Annotated in this window: 14 protein-coding genes; 7 read left to right on the top strand and 7 right to left on the bottom strand. The window is 67.8% G+C overall.

Annotated elements, in window-relative coordinates:
• Window positions 1–7 precede the first annotated feature (7 nt).
• A complete protein-coding gene (locus ACPUER_RS28685) occupies window positions 8–277 on the bottom strand; it encodes a hypothetical protein (RefSeq protein ID WP_425132735.1) in 270 nt (89 codons plus the stop codon).
• A gap of 321 nt (window positions 278–598) precedes the next feature.
• Between ACPUER_RS28685 and glyQ the strand changes: the two genes are divergently transcribed.
• The 5 genes from glyQ to ACPUER_RS28660 are packed head-to-tail and all read left to right on the top strand — an operon-like array spanning window position 599 to window position 6,041.
• Window positions 599–1,603 (top strand): glycine--tRNA ligase subunit alpha, encoded by a 1,005-nt coding sequence (gene glyQ / locus ACPUER_RS28680; RefSeq protein ID WP_243564887.1) that lies wholly within the window; start codon window positions 599–601, stop codon window positions 1,601–1,603.
• 22 nt (window positions 1,604–1,625) lie between these two features.
• Window positions 1,626–3,725, top strand: coding sequence for a glycine--tRNA ligase subunit beta (gene glyS / locus ACPUER_RS28675; protein ID WP_425132734.1), 2,100 nt, complete (start codon window positions 1,626–1,628; stop codon window positions 3,723–3,725).
• 10 nt (window positions 3,726–3,735) lie between these two features.
• The gene (gene gmhB, locus ACPUER_RS28670; RefSeq protein ID WP_034178978.1) at window positions 3,736–4,299 is read left to right on the top strand and encodes a D-glycero-beta-D-manno-heptose 1,7-bisphosphate 7-phosphatase; all 564 of its coding nucleotides are present in this window, start codon (window positions 3,736–3,738) and stop codon (window positions 4,297–4,299) included.
• Between the two features lie 43 nt (window positions 4,300–4,342).
• Window positions 4,343–5,107: a lysophospholipid acyltransferase family protein gene (locus tag ACPUER_RS28665; RefSeq protein ID WP_072443470.1), complete on the top strand. Its 765-nt coding sequence runs from the start codon at window positions 4,343–4,345 to the stop codon at window positions 5,105–5,107.
• 46 nt (window positions 5,108–5,153) lie between these two features.
• Window positions 5,154–6,041: a M48 family metallopeptidase gene (locus ACPUER_RS28660; protein ID WP_425132733.1), complete on the top strand. Its 888-nt coding sequence runs from the start codon at window positions 5,154–5,156 to the stop codon at window positions 6,039–6,041.
• Between the two features lie 108 nt (window positions 6,042–6,149).
• On the opposite strand, the gene gloA is transcribed toward ACPUER_RS28660, so the two are convergent.
• From gloA to ACPUER_RS28635, 5 genes are all read right to left on the bottom strand, one after another.
• Complete coding sequence (gene gloA, locus ACPUER_RS28655) at window positions 6,150–6,539, bottom strand: lactoylglutathione lyase (RefSeq protein ID WP_031401084.1); 390 nt, start codon at window positions 6,537–6,539, stop codon at window positions 6,150–6,152.
• A gap of 146 nt (window positions 6,540–6,685) precedes the next feature.
• Entirely contained in the window at window positions 6,686–7,513 is an 828-nt protein-coding gene (gene rsmA / locus ACPUER_RS28650) for a 16S rRNA (adenine(1518)-N(6)/adenine(1519)-N(6))-dimethyltransferase RsmA (protein ID WP_425132732.1), read from the bottom strand.
• A 49-nt stretch (window positions 7,514–7,562) separates the two neighbouring features.
• Entirely contained in the window at window positions 7,563–8,549 is a 987-nt protein-coding gene (gene pdxA, locus ACPUER_RS28645; RefSeq protein WP_072443475.1) for a 4-hydroxythreonine-4-phosphate dehydrogenase PdxA, read from the bottom strand.
• Window positions 8,550–8,560: 11 nt separating this feature from the next.
• A complete protein-coding gene (locus ACPUER_RS28640) occupies window positions 8,561–9,919 on the bottom strand; it encodes a peptidylprolyl isomerase (protein ID WP_425132731.1) in 1,359 nt (452 codons plus the stop codon).
• A gap of 51 nt (window positions 9,920–9,970) precedes the next feature.
• Window positions 9,971–12,331 carry an LPS-assembly protein LptD gene (locus ACPUER_RS28635; protein ID WP_175962022.1) on the bottom strand — a complete coding sequence of 787 codons (2,361 nt, stop codon included), beginning with the start codon at window positions 12,329–12,331 and terminating at the stop codon, window positions 9,971–9,973.
• 223 nt (window positions 12,332–12,554) lie between these two features.
• On the opposite strand from ACPUER_RS28635, the gene ACPUER_RS28630 reads away from it, so the two are divergent.
• A complete protein-coding gene (locus tag ACPUER_RS28630) occupies window positions 12,555–13,604 on the top strand; it encodes a phosphotransferase (protein ID WP_310142871.1) in 1,050 nt (349 codons plus the stop codon).
• Window positions 13,605–13,635: 31 nt separating this feature from the next.
• Complete coding sequence (gene murU, locus ACPUER_RS28625) at window positions 13,636–14,355, top strand: N-acetylmuramate alpha-1-phosphate uridylyltransferase MurU (RefSeq protein ID WP_310142874.1); 720 nt, start codon at window positions 13,636–13,638, stop codon at window positions 14,353–14,355.
• A gap of 107 nt (window positions 14,356–14,462) precedes the next feature.
• Here the strand turns inward: murU and ACPUER_RS28620 are convergent, their stop codons facing one another.
• On the bottom strand, window positions 14,463–16,334 hold the full coding sequence (locus ACPUER_RS28620; protein ID WP_425132730.1) for an ABCB family ABC transporter ATP-binding protein/permease: 1,872 nt from the start codon (window positions 16,332–16,334) through the stop codon (window positions 14,463–14,465).
• Window positions 16,335–16,348: the final 14 nt, after the last annotated feature.

Genomic DNA, 16,348 nt, shown 5'->3' with positions numbered 1-16,348 from the left:
GCTGGGGTTAAAATTTTTTTATGTGGGGGCCCGCCCCGGCCCGCCCGGGGGGCGGGTTTGGGGCGGGGGGGGGGGGGGCGGGGGGCCGCTGCCGCGCGACGAGCGTCGACGTGAGCTGCGCGAGCGCATCGGCGTCGACCGCATGCAGATGGGCGGCTGCGGCGAGCCACAGATCGTGCGCGGCGCGCTCGCCGCGCGCCTGCGCATCGGCGGCCTGCCGGAGCAGCGCGAGGAACGGCGGAAGCAGCGGAATGAGGATGTCGGTCGGGTCGTCCATGCGGTCGGAGCCTGCAAGCGGTGACGCGGCACGCGTCGCGCGAGCCGCAATACGCGCATCTTAACGCCCGCGCGAAGCGGCGCGACACGCGCGTCGCGACGGGTCATATGCGCCCGCGCGGAGCGCATGGGGCCACGCTTGCGCAGGCCGCAGGAAGCGGGCCGGCAGCGGCCTCGCCAGCGTTCCGGCCGCATCCGGTCGCCGATCCGGTAAAATTACGCGTTTCAGCACACTAACAAGCCGCGCCGCCGCGCGAGCCGACCCTCGGGGCCCTGCCCGGAGCGCGGCCGCAACGGAGCGCCAGCGCCTCGAAGGCTCTTCATGCTTACGTTTCAGCAAATCATCCTGACGCTGCAGTCCTACTGGGACAAGCAGGGTTGCGCCCTGCTCCAGCCCATCGACATGGAAGTCGGCGCGGGCACGTCGCACGTCCACACGTTCCTGCGTGCGGTCGGCCCCGAGCCGTGGCGCGCCGCATACGTGCAGCCGTCGCGCCGCCCGAAGGACGGCCGCTACGGCGAGAACCCGAACCGCCTGCAGCACTACTACCAGTACCAGGTCGTGCTCAAGCCGGCGCCGGAGAACATCCTCGACCTGTACCTCGGCTCGCTCGAAGCGCTCGGCTTCGACCTGAAGCAGAACGACGTGCGCTTCGTCGAGGACGACTGGGAAAACCCGACGCTCGGCGCATGGGGCCTCGGCTGGGAAGTGTGGCTGAACGGGATGGAAGTCACGCAGTTCACGTATTTCCAGCAGGTCGGCGGCCTCGACTGCAAGCCCGTGCTCGGCGAGATCACGTACGGCCTCGAGCGCCTCGCGATGTACCTGCAGAAGGTCGAGAACGTGTACGACCTCGTGTGGACCGAGTGGGAGGAGCACGGCCCGAACGGCCCCGAGCTCCGCCGCCTGTCGTATGGCGACGTCTACCACCAGAACGAGGTCGAGCAGTCGACCTACAACTTCGAGCACGCGAACGTCGACCTGCTGTTCACTTTCTTCAACAGCTATGAAGCGGAAGCGAAGCGGATGATCGACGCGCAGCTCGCGCTGCCCGCGTACGAACTCGTGCTGAAGGCCGGCCACACGTTCAACCTGCTCGATGCGCGCGGTGCGATCTCGGTGACCGAGCGCGCGGCGTACATCGGCCGCATCCGCGCGCTGTCGCGTCTCGTCGCGCAGGCTTATTACGACTCGCGCGAGAAGCTCGGCTTCCCGATGCTCGGCAACCCGCCGGGCGTGCCGGGCCTCACCACCGACGCCCAGGACGCCGCGCAGCCGGCATGGGCACCGCCGCTCAAGGTCGAACGCAAGATCGACCAAGACTGACGAGACGAGATTTCTTCCAAACATGACGCACAATCATCCCGCTCCCCTGCTCGTCGAACTGCTGACCGAAGAGCTGCCGCCGAAGGCCCTCGCGCGCCTCGGCGACGCATTCGCCGAAGGTCTCGCGCAACGCCTCGCGGCGCGCGACCTCGTCGAAGGCGAACTCGTGTTCGAACGCTACGCCACGCCGCGCCGCCTCGCCGTCGTCGTGCAGAACGTGCGCGCCGTCGCACCTGACAAGCAGGTCCGCGAAAAGGTCCTGCCCGTATCGGTTGCGCTCGACGCCGAAGGCAAGCCGACGGCCCCGCTCGCGAAGAAGCTCGCGGCGCTCGGCCACCCGAACCTGTCAATCGCCGATCTCGAGCGCGCGCAGGACGGCAAGGCCGAAGCGTTCTTCATCAACTATTCGGCAGCCGGCGCGACGCTCGCCGACGGCCTGCAGGCCGCGCTCGACGAAACGCTCGCGAAGCTGCCGATCCCGAAGGTGATGACGTATCAACGCCCGGACGGCTCCGACGTGCAGTTCGTGCGCCCCGTGCATCGCCTGACGGTGCTGCACGACGATCGCATCGTGCCCGTCACCGCGTTCGGCATCGACGCCGGCGACACCACGCTCGGCCACCGCTTCCTGTCCGACGGCCTCGTCGCGATCCAGCATGCGCGCGCCTACGCCGACACGCTGCGCGACAAGGGCCGCGTGATCGCGCACTTCGCCGATCGCCGCGAAACGATCCGCACGCAACTGAACGAGCATGCGAACGGCGACACGGTCGTGATGCCCGAAGCGCTGCTCGACGAAGTGACGTCGCTGGTCGAATGGCCGGTCGTCTATCCATGCCGCTTCGAGGACGAATTCCTGCAGGTGCCGCAGGAATGCCTGATCCTCACGATGCAGACGAACCAGAAGTATTTCGCGCTGACCGACGTCGGCGGCAAGCTGCGCTCGCGTTTCCTGATCGTGTCGAACATCGAGACGAAGACGCCGGGCGAGATCATCGAAGGCAACGAGCGCGTCGTGCGCCCGCGCCTCGCCGATGCGAAGTTCTTCTTCGAGCAGGACAAGAAGAAGCCGCTCGCCGACCGCGTGCCGCTGCTCGCGAACGTCGTCTATCACAACAAGCTCGGTTCGGCGCTCGCGCGGGTCGAGCGCCTCGAGGCGCTGGCCGGCGAGATCGCACCAGCGATCGGCGCCGACGCCGCGCACGCGAAGCGCGCCGCGCGCCTCGCGAAGGCCGACCTGCTGACCGACATGGTCGGCGAATTCCCGGAACTGCAGGGCACGATGGGCACGTACTACGCGCGCCACGACGGCGAAGCCGACGACGTCGCGCTCGCGTGCGCCGAGCACTACCAGCCGCGCTTCTCCGGCGACGCGCTGCCGACCACGCCGGTGTCGACCGCCGTCGCGCTCGCCGACAAGCTCGAGACGATCGTCGGCATCTGGGGCATCGGCCTCGCGCCGACCGGCGAGAAGGATCCGTTCGCGCTGCGCCGCCATGCGCTCGGCGTGCTGCGCCTGCTGCTCGAGAAGCAGTTGCCGCTCGATCTCGTGTCGCTGCTGCGCACGGCCCACGCGCGCTTCGAAGGCGTGCCGGGCGTCGCCGAAGCGACCGATGCGATCTTCGCGTTCTTCATGGATCGCCTGCGCGGCCTGCTGCGCGAGCGCGGCTATTCGGCCGGCGAAGTCGACGCGGTACTGAGCCTGAACCCGACGCGCGTCGACGATCTCGTCGCACGCCTCGACGCGGTGCGCGAATTCACGCTTCTCGTGGAAGCCGAAGCGCTCGCGGCCGCGAACAAGCGGATCTCGAACATCCTGAAGAAGTCGGAAGGCGGCGTGAACGGCGCGGTGCAGCCGGCGCTGCTCGTCGAAGCCGCCGAGAAGGCGCTGCACGAACAACTCGCGGCCGTGACGCCGCACGTGCAGTCGCAGCTCGAGGCGCGTGCGTATACGGGCGCGCTGTCGGCGCTCGCCGCGCTGCGCGCGCCGGTCGACACGTTCTTCAACGACGTGATGGTCAACGCGGACGATCCCGCGCTGCGAGCGAACCGTCTCGCGCTGCTGTCGGCGCTGCACCAGCAGATGAACTGCGTCGCCGACATCTCGAAGCTCGCCGCATAAGGGCCGCACGATGCCGACCAGCCCCACCCGAAAGCTCGTCGTCCTCGACCGGGACGGCGTGATCAACGTCGATTCGGATGCGTTCATCAAGACGCCCGACGAATGGATCGCGCTGCCCGGCAGCCTCGAGGCGATCGCCCGGCTCAACCACGCGGGCTATCGCGTGGTCGTCGCGACCAACCAGTCCGGCATCGGTCGCGGGCTGTTCGACATGGCCGCGCTCAACGAGATGCACCTGAAGATGCATCGCGCGGCGGCCGCGGTCGGCGCGCGCATCGACGCGGTGTTCTTCTGCCCGCATACGGCCGAGGATCACTGCGACTGCCGCAAGCCGAAGCCCGGCATGATGCAGATGATCGCCGAGCGCTTCGAGATCGATCCCGGTCACACGCCGGCCGTCGGCGATTCGCTGCGCGACCTGCAGGCCGGTGTCGCGGTCGGCTTCCAGCCGCACCTCGTGCTGACCGGCAAGGGCAAGAAGACGCTCGCCGCCGGCAATCTGCCGCCCGGCACGAAGGTCCACGACGACCTGCGCGCATTTGCGCTCGATTTCCTTTCACACGAACACGAGTGATGCGGCTGCCGCGCGCATCCTCCCCAACGCCAGACTCACGCCGATGCGCTTCGTCCGCTCCCTGCTGCTGCTGATCTACTTCATCCTGTACACGGTGCCGTACGCCACCGCGTGCTTCATCGCGTTCCCGTTCATGCGCCCCGATGCGCGCTACTGGATGGCGGCCGGCTGGTGCAAGTCGACGCTGTGGGTCGTGCGCTGGCTGAACGGCATCCGCTACCGGATCGAAGGGATGGACAACCTGCCCGACGGCCCGGCCGTGCTGCTGTCGAAGCACCAGTCCGCGTGGGAGACGCTCGCGTTTCCGGCGCTGATGCCGAAGCCGCTCTGCTACGTGTTCAAGCGCGAGCTGCTGTACGTGCCGTTCTTCGGCTGGGCGCTCGGGATGCTGCACATGGTCAACATCAACCGCAAGGAAGGCAAGAACGCGTTCGTCTCGGTGATCCGCCAGGGCAAGAAGCGCCTGTCGGAAGGCGCATGGATGATCATGTTCCCCGAGGGCACGCGCACGCCGGTCGGCAAGCAGGGCAAGTACAAGACGGGCGGCGCGCGTTTCGCGATCGAAACCGGCACGCCCGTCGTGCCGATCGCGCACAATGCAGGACGGGTGTGGCCGCGCAACTCGTTCATGAAATTCCCGGGCGTCGTTACCGTGTCGATCGGCAAGCCGATTCCCGTCGACGGGCTGACGCCCGATGCATTGAACTCGCAGGTCGAAGCATGGATCGAAGCGGAAATGCGCCGTATCGATCCCGATGCGTATCGTCAGGCGGGCAATGCCGGCACGCGCGATGCCGCGCGAGTCTGAATCCCGCGGATTGCAGCCGTTGCGTACGTCAAAAAGAAGCGAACTGATGAAACAGCGTCCGCGGCCACGGCCAGCCGTCGTGGCTCTCGATCATCGCCAGATGGATCTGCCGCTCTTCGACGGGCCGGCCGCCGCACCGTCTGCGCCCGCCACGCCGCCGGCGCCGCCCGAGGCGGCGCCCGTCGCACCGCTCGATCCGGGCCCGGCGCCCGACCGTTCGCGCGTGCGCACGTTCGCACTCGACAGCCGCGTGCTCGAATACCGCCTGAAGCGTTCGGCGCGACGCACGATCGGCTTCACGATCGACGGCAGCGGGTTGTCGATCACCGCGCCGCGCTGGGTCACGCTCGCCGATATCGAAGCCGCGATCTCCGAGAAGCAACGCTGGATCTTCGCGAAGCTCGCGGAGTGGAAGACGCGCACCGAGCAGCGCGCGCTGCCGCAGATCGACTGGCGCGACGGCGCGCAGCTTCCGTATCTCGGCAAGACGGTGACGATCGCGCTCGGCGCGGGCGCCGTCGGGTTCGACGCCGATGCGCTGCGGCTCTCGTTGCCGCTGCCCGCGCAGGCCGACATGCAGCAGATCAAGGATCGTGTGCAGGGCTGGCTGCAAGGCGAGGCGAAGCGGATCTTCGGCGAACGCCTCGCGGTCTATGCGGAAAAGCTCGGCGTCACGTATTCGATGTACGCGCTGTCGTCGGCCGCGACGCGCTGGGGCAGTTGCTCGAGCGACGGCAAGATCCGCCTGAACTGGCGGCTGATCCATTTCCCGATGTCGATCGTCGACTACGTGGTCGCGCACGAACTGTCGCACCTGCGCGAGATGAACCACAGCCCGGCCTTCTGGCAGACCGTCGAATCGATCTTCCCCGAGTTCCGCGAAGCGCGGCACACGCTCAAGCACCACCCGCCCGAGCTGCTGCCGTCGCTGTAACGCGCAACGTCTTGTTTGCAAACGCGAACGGGCGATGCGGGTCACCCCGCACCGCCCGTTCGCACCGCCGCCGCGCGCATCGTGCGCCGCGGCCTGCTCATCCGGCGCTCAGTGCGCCTTCTTCTGAATGAACTCGATCTTGTAGCCGTCCGGATCCTCGACGAAGGCGATCACGGTCGTGCCGTGCTTCATCGGCCCCGCTTCGCGCGTGACCTTGCCGCCTTGCGCCTTGATCTTCTCGCAAGCCGCGTAGGCATCCTCCACCGCCACCGCCAGGTGGCCGAAGCCGTTGCCGAGATCGTAGGACGGCGTGTCCCAGTTGTGGGTCAGCTCGATCACGGTGCCCGTGCTTTCGTCTTCGTAGCCGACGAACGCGAGCGTGAACTTGCCTTCCGGATAATCCTCGCGACGCAGCAGCTTCATGCCGAGCAATTCGGTGTAGAACTTGATCGAGCGGTCGAGATCGCCGACTCGCAGCATCGTATGCAGCAAACGCATGTTGTGTACTCCTGTGGGGACTTTCCAGAACTGGAAACTCTACCAGACGGCAGCCGGACATGCGAAGAAAGGTACGAGCGCAAAAAAAGCTGCCCTGCGGGGCAGCCTCGTCGCGACATCCGTTGGTCCGGCCCGCGCCATGCGCGTTACCCGGCCTTGCGCACCGCCGCGAGCGCCTGCGCGACGCCGACGTATTCGGCCACGCTCACGTCCTCCGCACGGCGCGCGAGATCGAAGCCGAGCGCATCGAAATCGATCGTCTCGCGATAGTCGCCGAGCGTATTGCGCAGCATCTTGCGGCGCTGCGAGAACGCGGCAGTGACGATTTCGCCGAGCAGCACCGGATCGACGTCCGGCAGTTCATGCGGCTCGTACGGAATCATCCGGACGATCGCCGAATCGACCTTCGGCGGCGGCTGGAACGATTCCGGCGGCACGTCGAGCATCTTTTCCATCACGTAGCGGTATTGCAGCATCACCGACAGCCGCGAAAACGCCTTCGTGCCCGGCTCCGCGACCATCCGCTCGACGACTTCGTTCTGCAGCATGAAATGCTGGTCGATGACCACATCGGCGAACGTCATCAGGTGAAACAGCAGCGGGCTGGAAATGTTGTACGGCAGGTTGCCGACGATCCGCAGCGACGGCTTGTCGCCGGGCGCCGCGAGCGAACCGAAGTCGAACGCGAGCGCGTCGCCCGCGTGCAGTTCGAGCAGCGCGCCGAAGCGCTGTTGCAGGCGCCCGATCAGGTCGCGGTCGAGCTCGACCGCGTGCAGCGGCGCCTCGGGCGTCGCGAGACGCTCGATCAGCGGCCCGGTCAGCGCGCCGAGCCCGGGGCCGATCTCGACCATGCGCTGGCCGCGCGCGGGACCGATCGTCGACACGATCGAAGCGATCACGCCGTGATCGACGAGGAAGTTCTGCCCGAAGCGCTTGCGCGCGAAGTGGCCTTGGTGCTGTCTGCTGTTCGACATCGACTCAATAAAACGAAAAATACGGCGAATGGGGTGAGGTCGGGCCGCGTCAGGCGGCACGGCGATGGCGCGCCATCGTGACGGCCGTATCGAGCGCGGCGACCATGCTGCCCGGATCCGCGCGGCCCGTGCCGGCCAGATCGAGCGCGGTGCCGTGATCGACCGACGTGCGGATGATCGGCAGCCCGAGCGTCACGTTGATGCCCTCGCCGAACGTCGCGTACTTCAGCACGGGCAACCCCTGGTCATGGAACATCGCGAGCACGCAATCGGCATCGGCCAGATGGCGCGGCTGGAACAGCGTGTCGGCCGGATACGGGCCGCGCGCGTCGATACCCTGCGCGTTCGCGCGGGCCAGCGCCGGCGAGATCACGTCGATCTCTTCGCGGCCGAGATAGCCGTTCTCGCCCGCGTGCGGGTTCAGGCCCGTCACGAGGATGCGCGGCGCGGCGAGACCGAAGTCGCGCCGCAGGTCGCGATCGATGATCGCGAGCGTCTCGACGAGCCCGTCGATCGTCAGCGCGGCCGACACGTCCTTCAGCGGCAGGTGCGTGGTCGCGAGCGCGACGCGCAGCGGCCTGGCGCCGGTGCCCGCCAGCATCATCACGACACGCGGCGTATGCGTGCGCTCGGCCAGGTATTCGGTATGGCCGGTGAACGGCACGCCCGCATCGTTGATCGTGCTCTTCTGCAGCGGCGCGGTAACGATCGCGTCGTACCGGCCTGCCAGCGCGCCGTCGATCGCCGCGTCGAGCAGGTCGAGCACGTACCGGCCGTTCGCCGCGTCCAGCTTGCCCGCCTGCACGGGCGCGGCGAGCGCGTGATGCGCGACCGACACCTGCCCGCCGGCGAGCGTTGCCGGGTTCGCACCGACCGCCGCCGCGCGCGCGTCGAGCAGCGCCGCATCGCCGAGCACGGTGAAATGCGCGTCTGGCCAGCGCTGCGCGGCATCTCGCAGCGCCTGCACGGTCAGCTCGGGGCCGACGCCCGCGGGTTCGCCGGTCGTGATCGCGATCTGCAGCGCGGGCGTGGTCATCGGAGGCTCGTTCAGTTCGCCGGGCCGGCGCCGCCGATCTTGTACTGCACGTACGACGAGTCGCGCAGCTCGCGCAGCCAGTCGGCATACGCCTGCTCGGCCTTGCGCTGGCCGATCGCCTGACGCGCGATGTCCATCTGCTGCTGCACCGAGCCTTCCGCCTCGCGGCGGTTCAGCACCTGGATCAGGTGGTAGCCGTACTCGGTACGAATCGGCTGGCTGATCTGGCCGTCCTGCAGGTTGTTCATCGCACGCTCGAATTCCGGCACGGTTTCGCCCGGGCTGATCCAGCCGAGATCGCCGCCCTGCGACGCCGAACCGTCCTGCGAGTAGGTGCGCGCGAACTTCGCGAAATCGCCGCCCGCCTCGACCTGGTTGCGGATGTCGGCCAGTTGCTGGCGCGCCTGCCCTTCCGACTTGCCTTCGCCCACGCGCAGCAGGATGTGGCGCACGTGCGTCTGGACGATCTTCGGCGCCGCGGCGGAAGCGCCCTGGCTCTGGCGGCGGTCGACGAGACGCACGATCTCGAAGCCGTCCGGCACGCGGATCAGCGTCGGGTTGACCTGGCCCGGGCGCAGCTTCGACGCGGCATCGACGACTTCGGCCGGCAGCGCGCTCGGCGCCTTGAAGCCGAGGTCGCCGCCCTTCTTCGCGTCGTTCGCTTCGGAGTTGTTCTTCGCGAGCCGCTCGAAATCGGCGCCCGACTTCGCTTGCTGCAGCAACGCGTCGGCCTTCTTCTGCGCGGCTTCGATGTCGGCCTGCGGCGCGTTGGTCGGCGCCTTGATGAAGATGTGCTGGAAGCGCAGGTCCTGCTGCTGTGCCGCGTTCGGCCCGCGCTGGCTCGCGATGTAGTTCGCGACCTCGGCGTCCGACACGGTGATCTTGCCGTCGACCTCGCGCTCGCGCAGCTTCGACAGCATCAGCTCGGTACGCGCATCGCTCGTGAAGATGCTCCAGGGCACGCCTTGCGACTCCAGACGCGCGCGGTACTGCTCGAGCGTCATCCCGTTCGCTTGCGCGAGACGCTGCAGCGTCGACTGCACGGTCGCGTCGTCGATGCGGATCCCGTCGTCCTTGGCCTTCTGCACCTGGATCCGCTCGAGCACCATCTGGTTCAGCACCTGCGCGCGCAACTGGTCGGCCGGCGGCACCGGCGCGTTCTGCTGCTGCAGCCGGCGCGCGATCAGGCCGGCGCGCTGGTCGAGTTCGCGGCCCGTGATCACGTCGTTGTTGACGACCGCGACGACTTCGTCGGCGAGCTGCGCACCTCGCGAACCGAGCGCCTGAGCCGCGGCCGGCGCGGCGGCGAGCAGCGCGGCGGACGCGGCGAGGCTGGACACGACTGCCGCGAAACGAAGGGTTTTCTTCATTGCCACTGATACTCCATTGAAATCGTGCTGACCGGTGCAGACAAGCCGGCGTTACTCGTAGTTGCTGAAGCGGGACATCGGCGGCGGCGGCGGCGGCAACGGCGTGTAGCCCGGCACCCCGGCGCGGAATGCGGACACGAGGCCGTTGTCGATGGTCGACAAGCCCTTGAGCGTCAGCTGCATCATGAAGCGCGTCGACGAGTTCTGCTGTCCCGACGAATTTATGCCGTTCGCAGCCCGCTGCACCCCGACCCCGAGCGCCCAGCAATCCGCGTCGTATTGTAAGCCGAGCAGACCGTCGACCACGCGATCGCCGGCCAGATCGTAGTTGAAACGGCCGATCGCATACAGGCGGCGCGTGAGCGGCCATTGCGCCGACACCAGGAACTGGTTGATCGGCTGGCCGTCGAGCGTGGGGTTGGCGCGCGTATAGCGGTAGCCGACGTTGATCACGCGGCGCTCGCCCGGGCTGTAGCCGAAACCGATGCTCGACTTCACGAGCTGGTTGTTGTTCTGGTTGTACTGGAACGCCGTCTCCGACATGAAGCCCGAGCCGAGCTTCAGCGCGGCGCCGACGATCAGGTCCGAGTGGCGCGCCTGCGCCGCAGGCTGCACCGAATTCAGCGTGACGCGCTGATCGGCGAAGTAGTACTGCTGCGCGATCACGAAGCGCGCACGCTCGTCGCCGGTGCGCGGATCGATGAAGCGCGACGTGAGGCCGGCCGTGATCCGGTTCGCATCGGCGATCCGGTCGTTGCCGACGAACGTGTTCGGCTGGTAGATCTCCGCGAGGCCGAAGTCCGATTCCGCGGTATCGAACAGCGGCGCGTTCGACTGGTCGCGATACGGCGTGTACACGTAGTACAGGCGCGGCTCGAGGGTCTGGATGAAGTCCTGCCCGAACAGGCGCACCGAGCGGTCGAAGATCAGGCCCGAGTCGAAGCTCACGGTCGGGATCGACTCGGTGAAGCGCTTCGGATTGTTCGACGTGCCCGACGACAGGTGGCTCAGGTCGTACGACGCGAAGTGGTACTGGACCTTCGGCACGACGAAGTAGCCGGGGCCGTACACGCCGTATGCGATGTACGGGTTGAAGACGATCCGGTCGCCTTCGGTCGCATCGGCCGTCGTGATGCGGAACCGCGAATAGTCGGCTTCCGCGCCGAAGTCGAAGCCGCCGACGTTGTACTTCGTGTACTTCACGTTCAACTGCGGCTCGCGGCTGTACGGCGCGATCGACGGCGGCAGCGTCTGCCAGTGCTGGTAGCGTGCGAGCACCGACCACGGGCCGTTGTTGTACGTGAGGCCGGCCTCCTGCTGGTACAGCGTCTGCGTCCCGTTGATGAACTGGTTCGACGAACCGAGATCTTCGGGATACGTGTTGTCCGAGACCTTGTTGTAGTAGACGTAGCCGCCGAAGCCGCCGCCGAAGTTCTGCTGGTGCTGCCAGTAGATCGCGTAGCGGTTGCGGTGCGCGAGCCGGTCATCCGGCAGGTAATTGGCCGTAAACGTGCCCGAATACGACGGCGACAGGTAGCGGAACGTCGCTTCGGTCATCACGCCGCGCCGCGAGATGATGCGCGGCGTAAGCGTCAGGTCGCGGTTCGGCGCGATGTTGAAGTAGTACGGCAGCGACAGCTCGAAGCCGTTGTTCGAGTTCATCGAGAACGTCGGCGGCAACAGGCCGCTGCGCCGCTCGCCCGACAGCGGGAACGTCAGCCACGGGCTCGCGAAGATCGGCACACCCTGGAAGAACAGCACGCCGTTGCGCGCGGTGCCTTCGTCGGCGCCCGTATCGAAGTCGAAGCGGCTGCCCTTGATGTACCACGCGGGGTTCGTCGAGCACTGGCACGCCGTGTACGTGCCGTTGACGAACACCGAGCGCTCGTTGTCGACCATGTCGACGCGCTCCGCGCTGCCCGACCCGCCCGTCACGTTGAAGTGGTACTTCGGCGCCGTCATGAAGCCCTGGTTCGCCTCGATCTTCAGATGCGCCTCGGGGCCCGCGAACGACGTGCCGCCATTGACCACCTTGACCTGGCCGTACGCATCGGCCATGTCGGTATCCTGATCGTAGTGGATCGCGTCGGCCTTCACGACGGCGTCGCCGCGCCGCAGTTCGGCCGAGCCCTTCGCGGCCAGATCCTGCTCGGCCGTGCCGCTCGTGTGGTCGGCAATCACGAAGGCGGCCGGCTTCGCGCCGTCCTTCAGCGGATGATCCTCGAGCTGGGGTGCGAGACGCAGATCCCACGGCGAGTCGAGCGGCTGCGGCTGCGCAGCCGCGCCCGACAGCTGCGCGTACGACACGGCCGGCACGAGGCCCGGCACGGCCAGGAGCGCGAGCGCGAGCCGCCGTTTGCGCGGCGCCCCGTCACCGGGGAAAACATTCGGGAATAGCGGTTTGGGCGGCATCTATCGTTTGGCGAATCGCCCCTTGTCAACCGCGCCTTCACGGCACACTCGCGCACGGCGGGCCGCGCCGTCGAACCGCGACTGCGGCTGAGCGCAAACCGGGGAGGCGATCGGGCGGACGGCGCGACAGGCCGCGGGCCTGTACGGCGGAAGCTGACGCGGGGCGCGTCAAAAAAGTCGTGGGGTATTATATGGCAAGACGTTCTCCCCTCCCCCGAGTTTCATGACGCCCCCATCCGCCGCATCCCAGCCCGACGCCCGCCTCGACGCACTCACCGCGTGGCTGCGCCCGCTCGCCGGGCGCTACGCCCTTGACCTGTCGACCCTCGCGCCTGCGTCGTCGGACGCCAGTTTCCGGCGTTATTTCCGTGTCGCGTCGGCCACGAGCGCCGGCGGCGCGCTGATCGCCGTCGACGCGCCGCCGCCCGAGAAGTGCCGCGAGTTCGTCCAGGTCGCGCAGTTGCTCGCCGCGGCCGGCGATCACGTGCCGGACATCCTGGCCCACGATTTCGACGCGGGCTTCATGCTCGTGACGGACCTCGGCCGCACGTCGTACATCTCGGTGCTCGATCCGGCCGACCCGGCCGCCGCGCGGCCGCTGATGCGCGACGCGCTCGACGCGCTGATCCGCTTCCAGCTCACGTCGAAGCCCGGCGTGCTGCCGCCGTTCGACGAAGCATTCCTGCGCCGCGAAATGGAGCTGCTGCCCGAATGGTTCGTCGGCCGCCACCTCGGCAAGCCCGTCACCGACGCGATGCGCGGCACGCTCGAGCGCACCTTCGCGCTGCTGGTCGCCAGCGCGCACGCGCAGCCGCAGGGTTTCATGCTGCGCGACTTCATGCCGCGCAACCTGATGGTCTGCGAGCCGAATCCGGGCGTGCTCGACTTCCAGGACGCCGTCTACGGGCCGCTGACGTACGACGTCGTGTCGCTGCTGCGCGACGCGTTCATCAGTTGGGACGAGGAGTTCGAGCTCGACTGCTTCGCGTATTACTGGGAAAAGGCGAAAAAGGCCGGCCTGCCGGTCGATCCGGATTTCGGCGAGTTCTACCGCCAGCTCGAATGGATGGGGCTGCAGCGCCATATCAAGATCCTCGGCCTGTTCGCGCGCATCAACTACCGCGACGGCAAGCCGCACTACCTGAACGACCTGCCGCGCTTCCTCGCGTATGCGCGCAAGGTCGCGCTGCGCTACCGCCCGCTCGTGCCGTTCGCGAAGCTGCTCGACGAACTCGAGGGCAACGCGCCGGCCGACGTGGGTTATACGTTCTGACCGTCCCGACTGCCCTGAAACCCAGCCGAACATGAGCGACACCCTGACCACGGCGATGATCTTCGCCGCCGGGCGCGGCGAACGGATGCGCCCGCTGACCGACACCCGCCCGAAGCCGCTGCTCGAAGCGGGCGGCAAGCCGCTGATCGTCTGGCAGATCGAAGCGCTCGCACGCGCGGGCATCGAGACGATCGTGATCAACCATGCGTGGCTCGGCGAACGGATCGAGGCCGCGCTCGGCGACGGTTCGCGCTGGGGCGTACGGCTCGCGTATTCGGCCGAAGGCGAAGCGCTGGAGACCGCCGGCGGCATCGCTCAGGCGCTGCCGCTGCTGGAACACGACGGGCAGTCGACGGTGTTCGTCGCGGTGGCCGGCGACGTGTTCGCCGAGTTCGATTACCGGAAGCTCGCCGCCCCCGCCGCACGCATGTCGGCGCTCGACGCGCCCGCGATGCATCTCGTGATGGTGCCGAATCCGCCGTTCCATCCGTCCGGCGACTTCGTGCTCGGTGGCGACGGGCGCCTGTCGCTCGACGGCGGCGAGCGCGTCACGTTCGGCAGCATCGGCCTGTACGACACGCGGATGTTCCGCGATCTCGCGCCCGGCACGCGACGCGCACTGACGCCGTACTTCCGCGCGACGATCGAAGCCGGCCGCGCGAGCGGCGAACTCTACAAAGGCATCTGGGAGAACGTCGGCACGCCCGCGCAGCTCGGCGAGCTCGACGCGCGGCTGCGCGCCGCGGGCTGACCGGACGACGGACGGTACGGCGCCGCGTCGTGCCGCTGCGCCGCCCGCGCGCCCTTGCGGCGGACCGCCGCCTTCCCGCTGAGCGCCACCGCGCGCAGCATCGCCGCTCACGCGGCCTCGGCCTCTTCCCCGCCCGCCGCCGCGCGCTGCTGCTGCAGCGCCCACATCTGCGCATACAGCCCGTCCGCGCGCACGAGTTCGTCGTGCGTGCCGCGTTCGACGATCCGCCCGTGATCCATCACGAGGATCTGCTGCGCGTGCACGACCGTCGACAGCCGGTGCGCGATCACGAGCGTCGTGCGATGCCGCGCGATCTGCTCGAGCTCGTGCTGGATCGCGCGTTCCGAACGCGAATCGAGCGCCGACGTCGCTTCGTCGAACAGCAGGATCGGCGGATCCTTCAGCAGCGTGCGCGCGATCGCGACGCGCTGCTTCTCGCCGCCCGACAGCTTCAGCCCGCGCTCGCCGACCGGCGTGTCATAGCCCTTCGGCAAGCTTTCGATGAAATCGTGGATATGCGCGGCACGCGCGGCCGCGACCACCTCGTCGCGGGTCGCGGTCGGCCGGCCGTACGCGATGTTGTAGTAGATCGAGTCGTTGAACAGCACGGTGTCCTGCGGCACGATCCCGATCGATGCGCGCAGCGAATCCTGCGTCACGTCGCGAATGTCCTGGCCGTCGATCCGGATCGCGCCGCCCGCCTGCCGGTCGAGATCGTAGAAGCGGAACAGCAGGCGCGACAGCGTCGACTTCCCCGAGCCGCTGTGACCGACCACCGCGGTCGTCGTGCCCGCGTCGATCGTGAACGTCACGTCGTGCAGGATCGACCGCGCCGGCTCGTACGCGAAGTTCACGTGCTCGAAGCGCACCTGCGCGCCGGCCACCGCGAGCGGCCGTGCATCGGGCAGGTCCGCGACTTCCTTCGCGGCCGACAGCAGCCCGAACATCCGGTCCATGTCGGTGAGGCTCTGCTTGAGCTCGCGATAAACGACGCCGAGAAAGTTCAGCGGAATGTAGAGCTGCAGCATGAACGTGTTGATCAGCACGAGATCGCCGAGCGTCAGCTTGCCCGCGAGCACGCCCTGCGTCGCGCGCCACAGGATGAACACGAGCCCCGTGCCGATGATCGCCTGCTGGCCGAAGTTCAGCACCGACAGCGAGTTCTGCGAGCGGATCGCGGCCTTGCGGTAGCGCTTCAGGTTCTCGTCGTAGCGCTGCGCTTCCCACTCCTCGTTGCCGAAGTACTTCACCGTCTCGTAGTTGATCAGCGAATCGATCGCCCGCGCGTTCGCGCGCGAATCGAGTTCGTTCATCGTGCGGCGGAAGTGCGTGCGCCAGTTGGTGACCTTCACCGTGAACACGATGTACGTGACCAGCGCCGCGAACGTCACGTACGCGTAATAGGCCTCGTACTTGACCACGAAGAAGCCGAGCACGAGCCCGACCTCGACGAGCGTCGGCAGGATGCTGTACAGCGAATACGAAATCAGTTGCTGGATGCCGCGCGTGCCGCGCTCGATGTCGCGCGACATGCCGCCCGTCTGGCGCTCCAGGTGAAACCGCAGCGACAGCCCGTGCAGGTGCCGGAACACCTGCAGCGCGAGCTGGCGCACCGCGCTCTCGGTGACCTTCGAGAACAGGATCTCGCGCAGCTCGGTAAACAGCGACGTCGACAGCCGCACGAACGCATACGCGACGACCAGCAGGCCGACGCCGCCCGCGAGCACGATGCCGGCCGACTGCTCGGCGCGGCCGAGCGCGGTGAGCTGCTGCACGTAGGACAGGTGGTCGACGATGCGCTTCATCACGACCGGCACGCCGAGGTTCGCGACCTTCGCACCGATCAGGCAGGCGAGCGCGAGCGCGACGCGCCATTTGTAGGTGGTCAGGTACGGCAGCAGCGACCGGATGGTCTGCCAGTCGTTGCGGGGCCCGGTCGAAGCCGGCGCGGGCTCGCCGGAAGCAGGAAATCGGCGCATGAGGGGAAGGATCG

The organism is Burkholderia sp. DN3021 (genome assembly GCF_049805555.1).
Taxonomy (GTDB): domain Bacteria; phylum Pseudomonadota; class Gammaproteobacteria; order Burkholderiales; family Burkholderiaceae; genus Burkholderia; species Burkholderia pyrrocinia_C.
This window is presented reverse-complemented; position numbering and strand designations above follow the sequence as displayed.

Bases quoted from the DNA above. Each gene is read 5' to 3' on its own strand.
- ACPUER_RS28630 (WP_310142871.1), top strand. From the start codon at position 12,555: ATGACGCCCCCATCCGCCGCATCCCAGCCCGACGCCCGCCTCGACGCA.
- ACPUER_RS28685 (WP_425132735.1), bottom strand. From the start codon at position 277: ATGGACGACCCGACCGACATCCTCATTCCGCTGCTTCCGCCGTTCCTC.
- rsmA (WP_425132732.1), bottom strand. From the start codon at position 7,513: ATGTCGAACAGCAGACAGCACCAAGGCCACTTCGCGCGCAAGCGCTTC.
- ACPUER_RS28640 (WP_425132731.1), bottom strand. From the start codon at position 9,919: ATGAAGAAAACCCTTCGTTTCGCGGCAGTCGTGTCCAGCCTCGCCGCG.
- ACPUER_RS28665 (WP_072443470.1), top strand. From the start codon at position 4,343: ATGCGCTTCGTCCGCTCCCTGCTGCTGCTGATCTACTTCATCCTGTAC.
- glyS (WP_425132734.1), top strand. From the start codon at position 1,626: ATGACGCACAATCATCCCGCTCCCCTGCTCGTCGAACTGCTGACCGAA.
- ACPUER_RS28620 (WP_425132730.1), bottom strand. From the start codon at position 16,334: ATGCGCCGATTTCCTGCTTCCGGCGAGCCCGCGCCGGCTTCGACCGGG.
- gmhB (WP_034178978.1), top strand. From the start codon at position 3,736: ATGCCGACCAGCCCCACCCGAAAGCTCGTCGTCCTCGACCGGGACGGC.
- murU (WP_310142874.1), top strand. From the start codon at position 13,636: ATGAGCGACACCCTGACCACGGCGATGATCTTCGCCGCCGGGCGCGGC.
- pdxA (WP_072443475.1), bottom strand. From the start codon at position 8,549: ATGACCACGCCCGCGCTGCAGATCGCGATCACGACCGGCGAACCCGCG.
- ACPUER_RS28660 (WP_425132733.1), top strand. From the start codon at position 5,154: ATGAAACAGCGTCCGCGGCCACGGCCAGCCGTCGTGGCTCTCGATCAT.
- glyQ (WP_243564887.1), top strand. From the start codon at position 599: ATGCTTACGTTTCAGCAAATCATCCTGACGCTGCAGTCCTACTGGGAC.
- ACPUER_RS28635 (WP_175962022.1), bottom strand. From the start codon at position 12,331: ATGCCGCCCAAACCGCTATTCCCGAATGTTTTCCCCGGTGACGGGGCG.
- gloA (WP_031401084.1), bottom strand. From the start codon at position 6,539: ATGCGTTTGCTGCATACGATGCTGCGAGTCGGCGATCTCGACCGCTCG.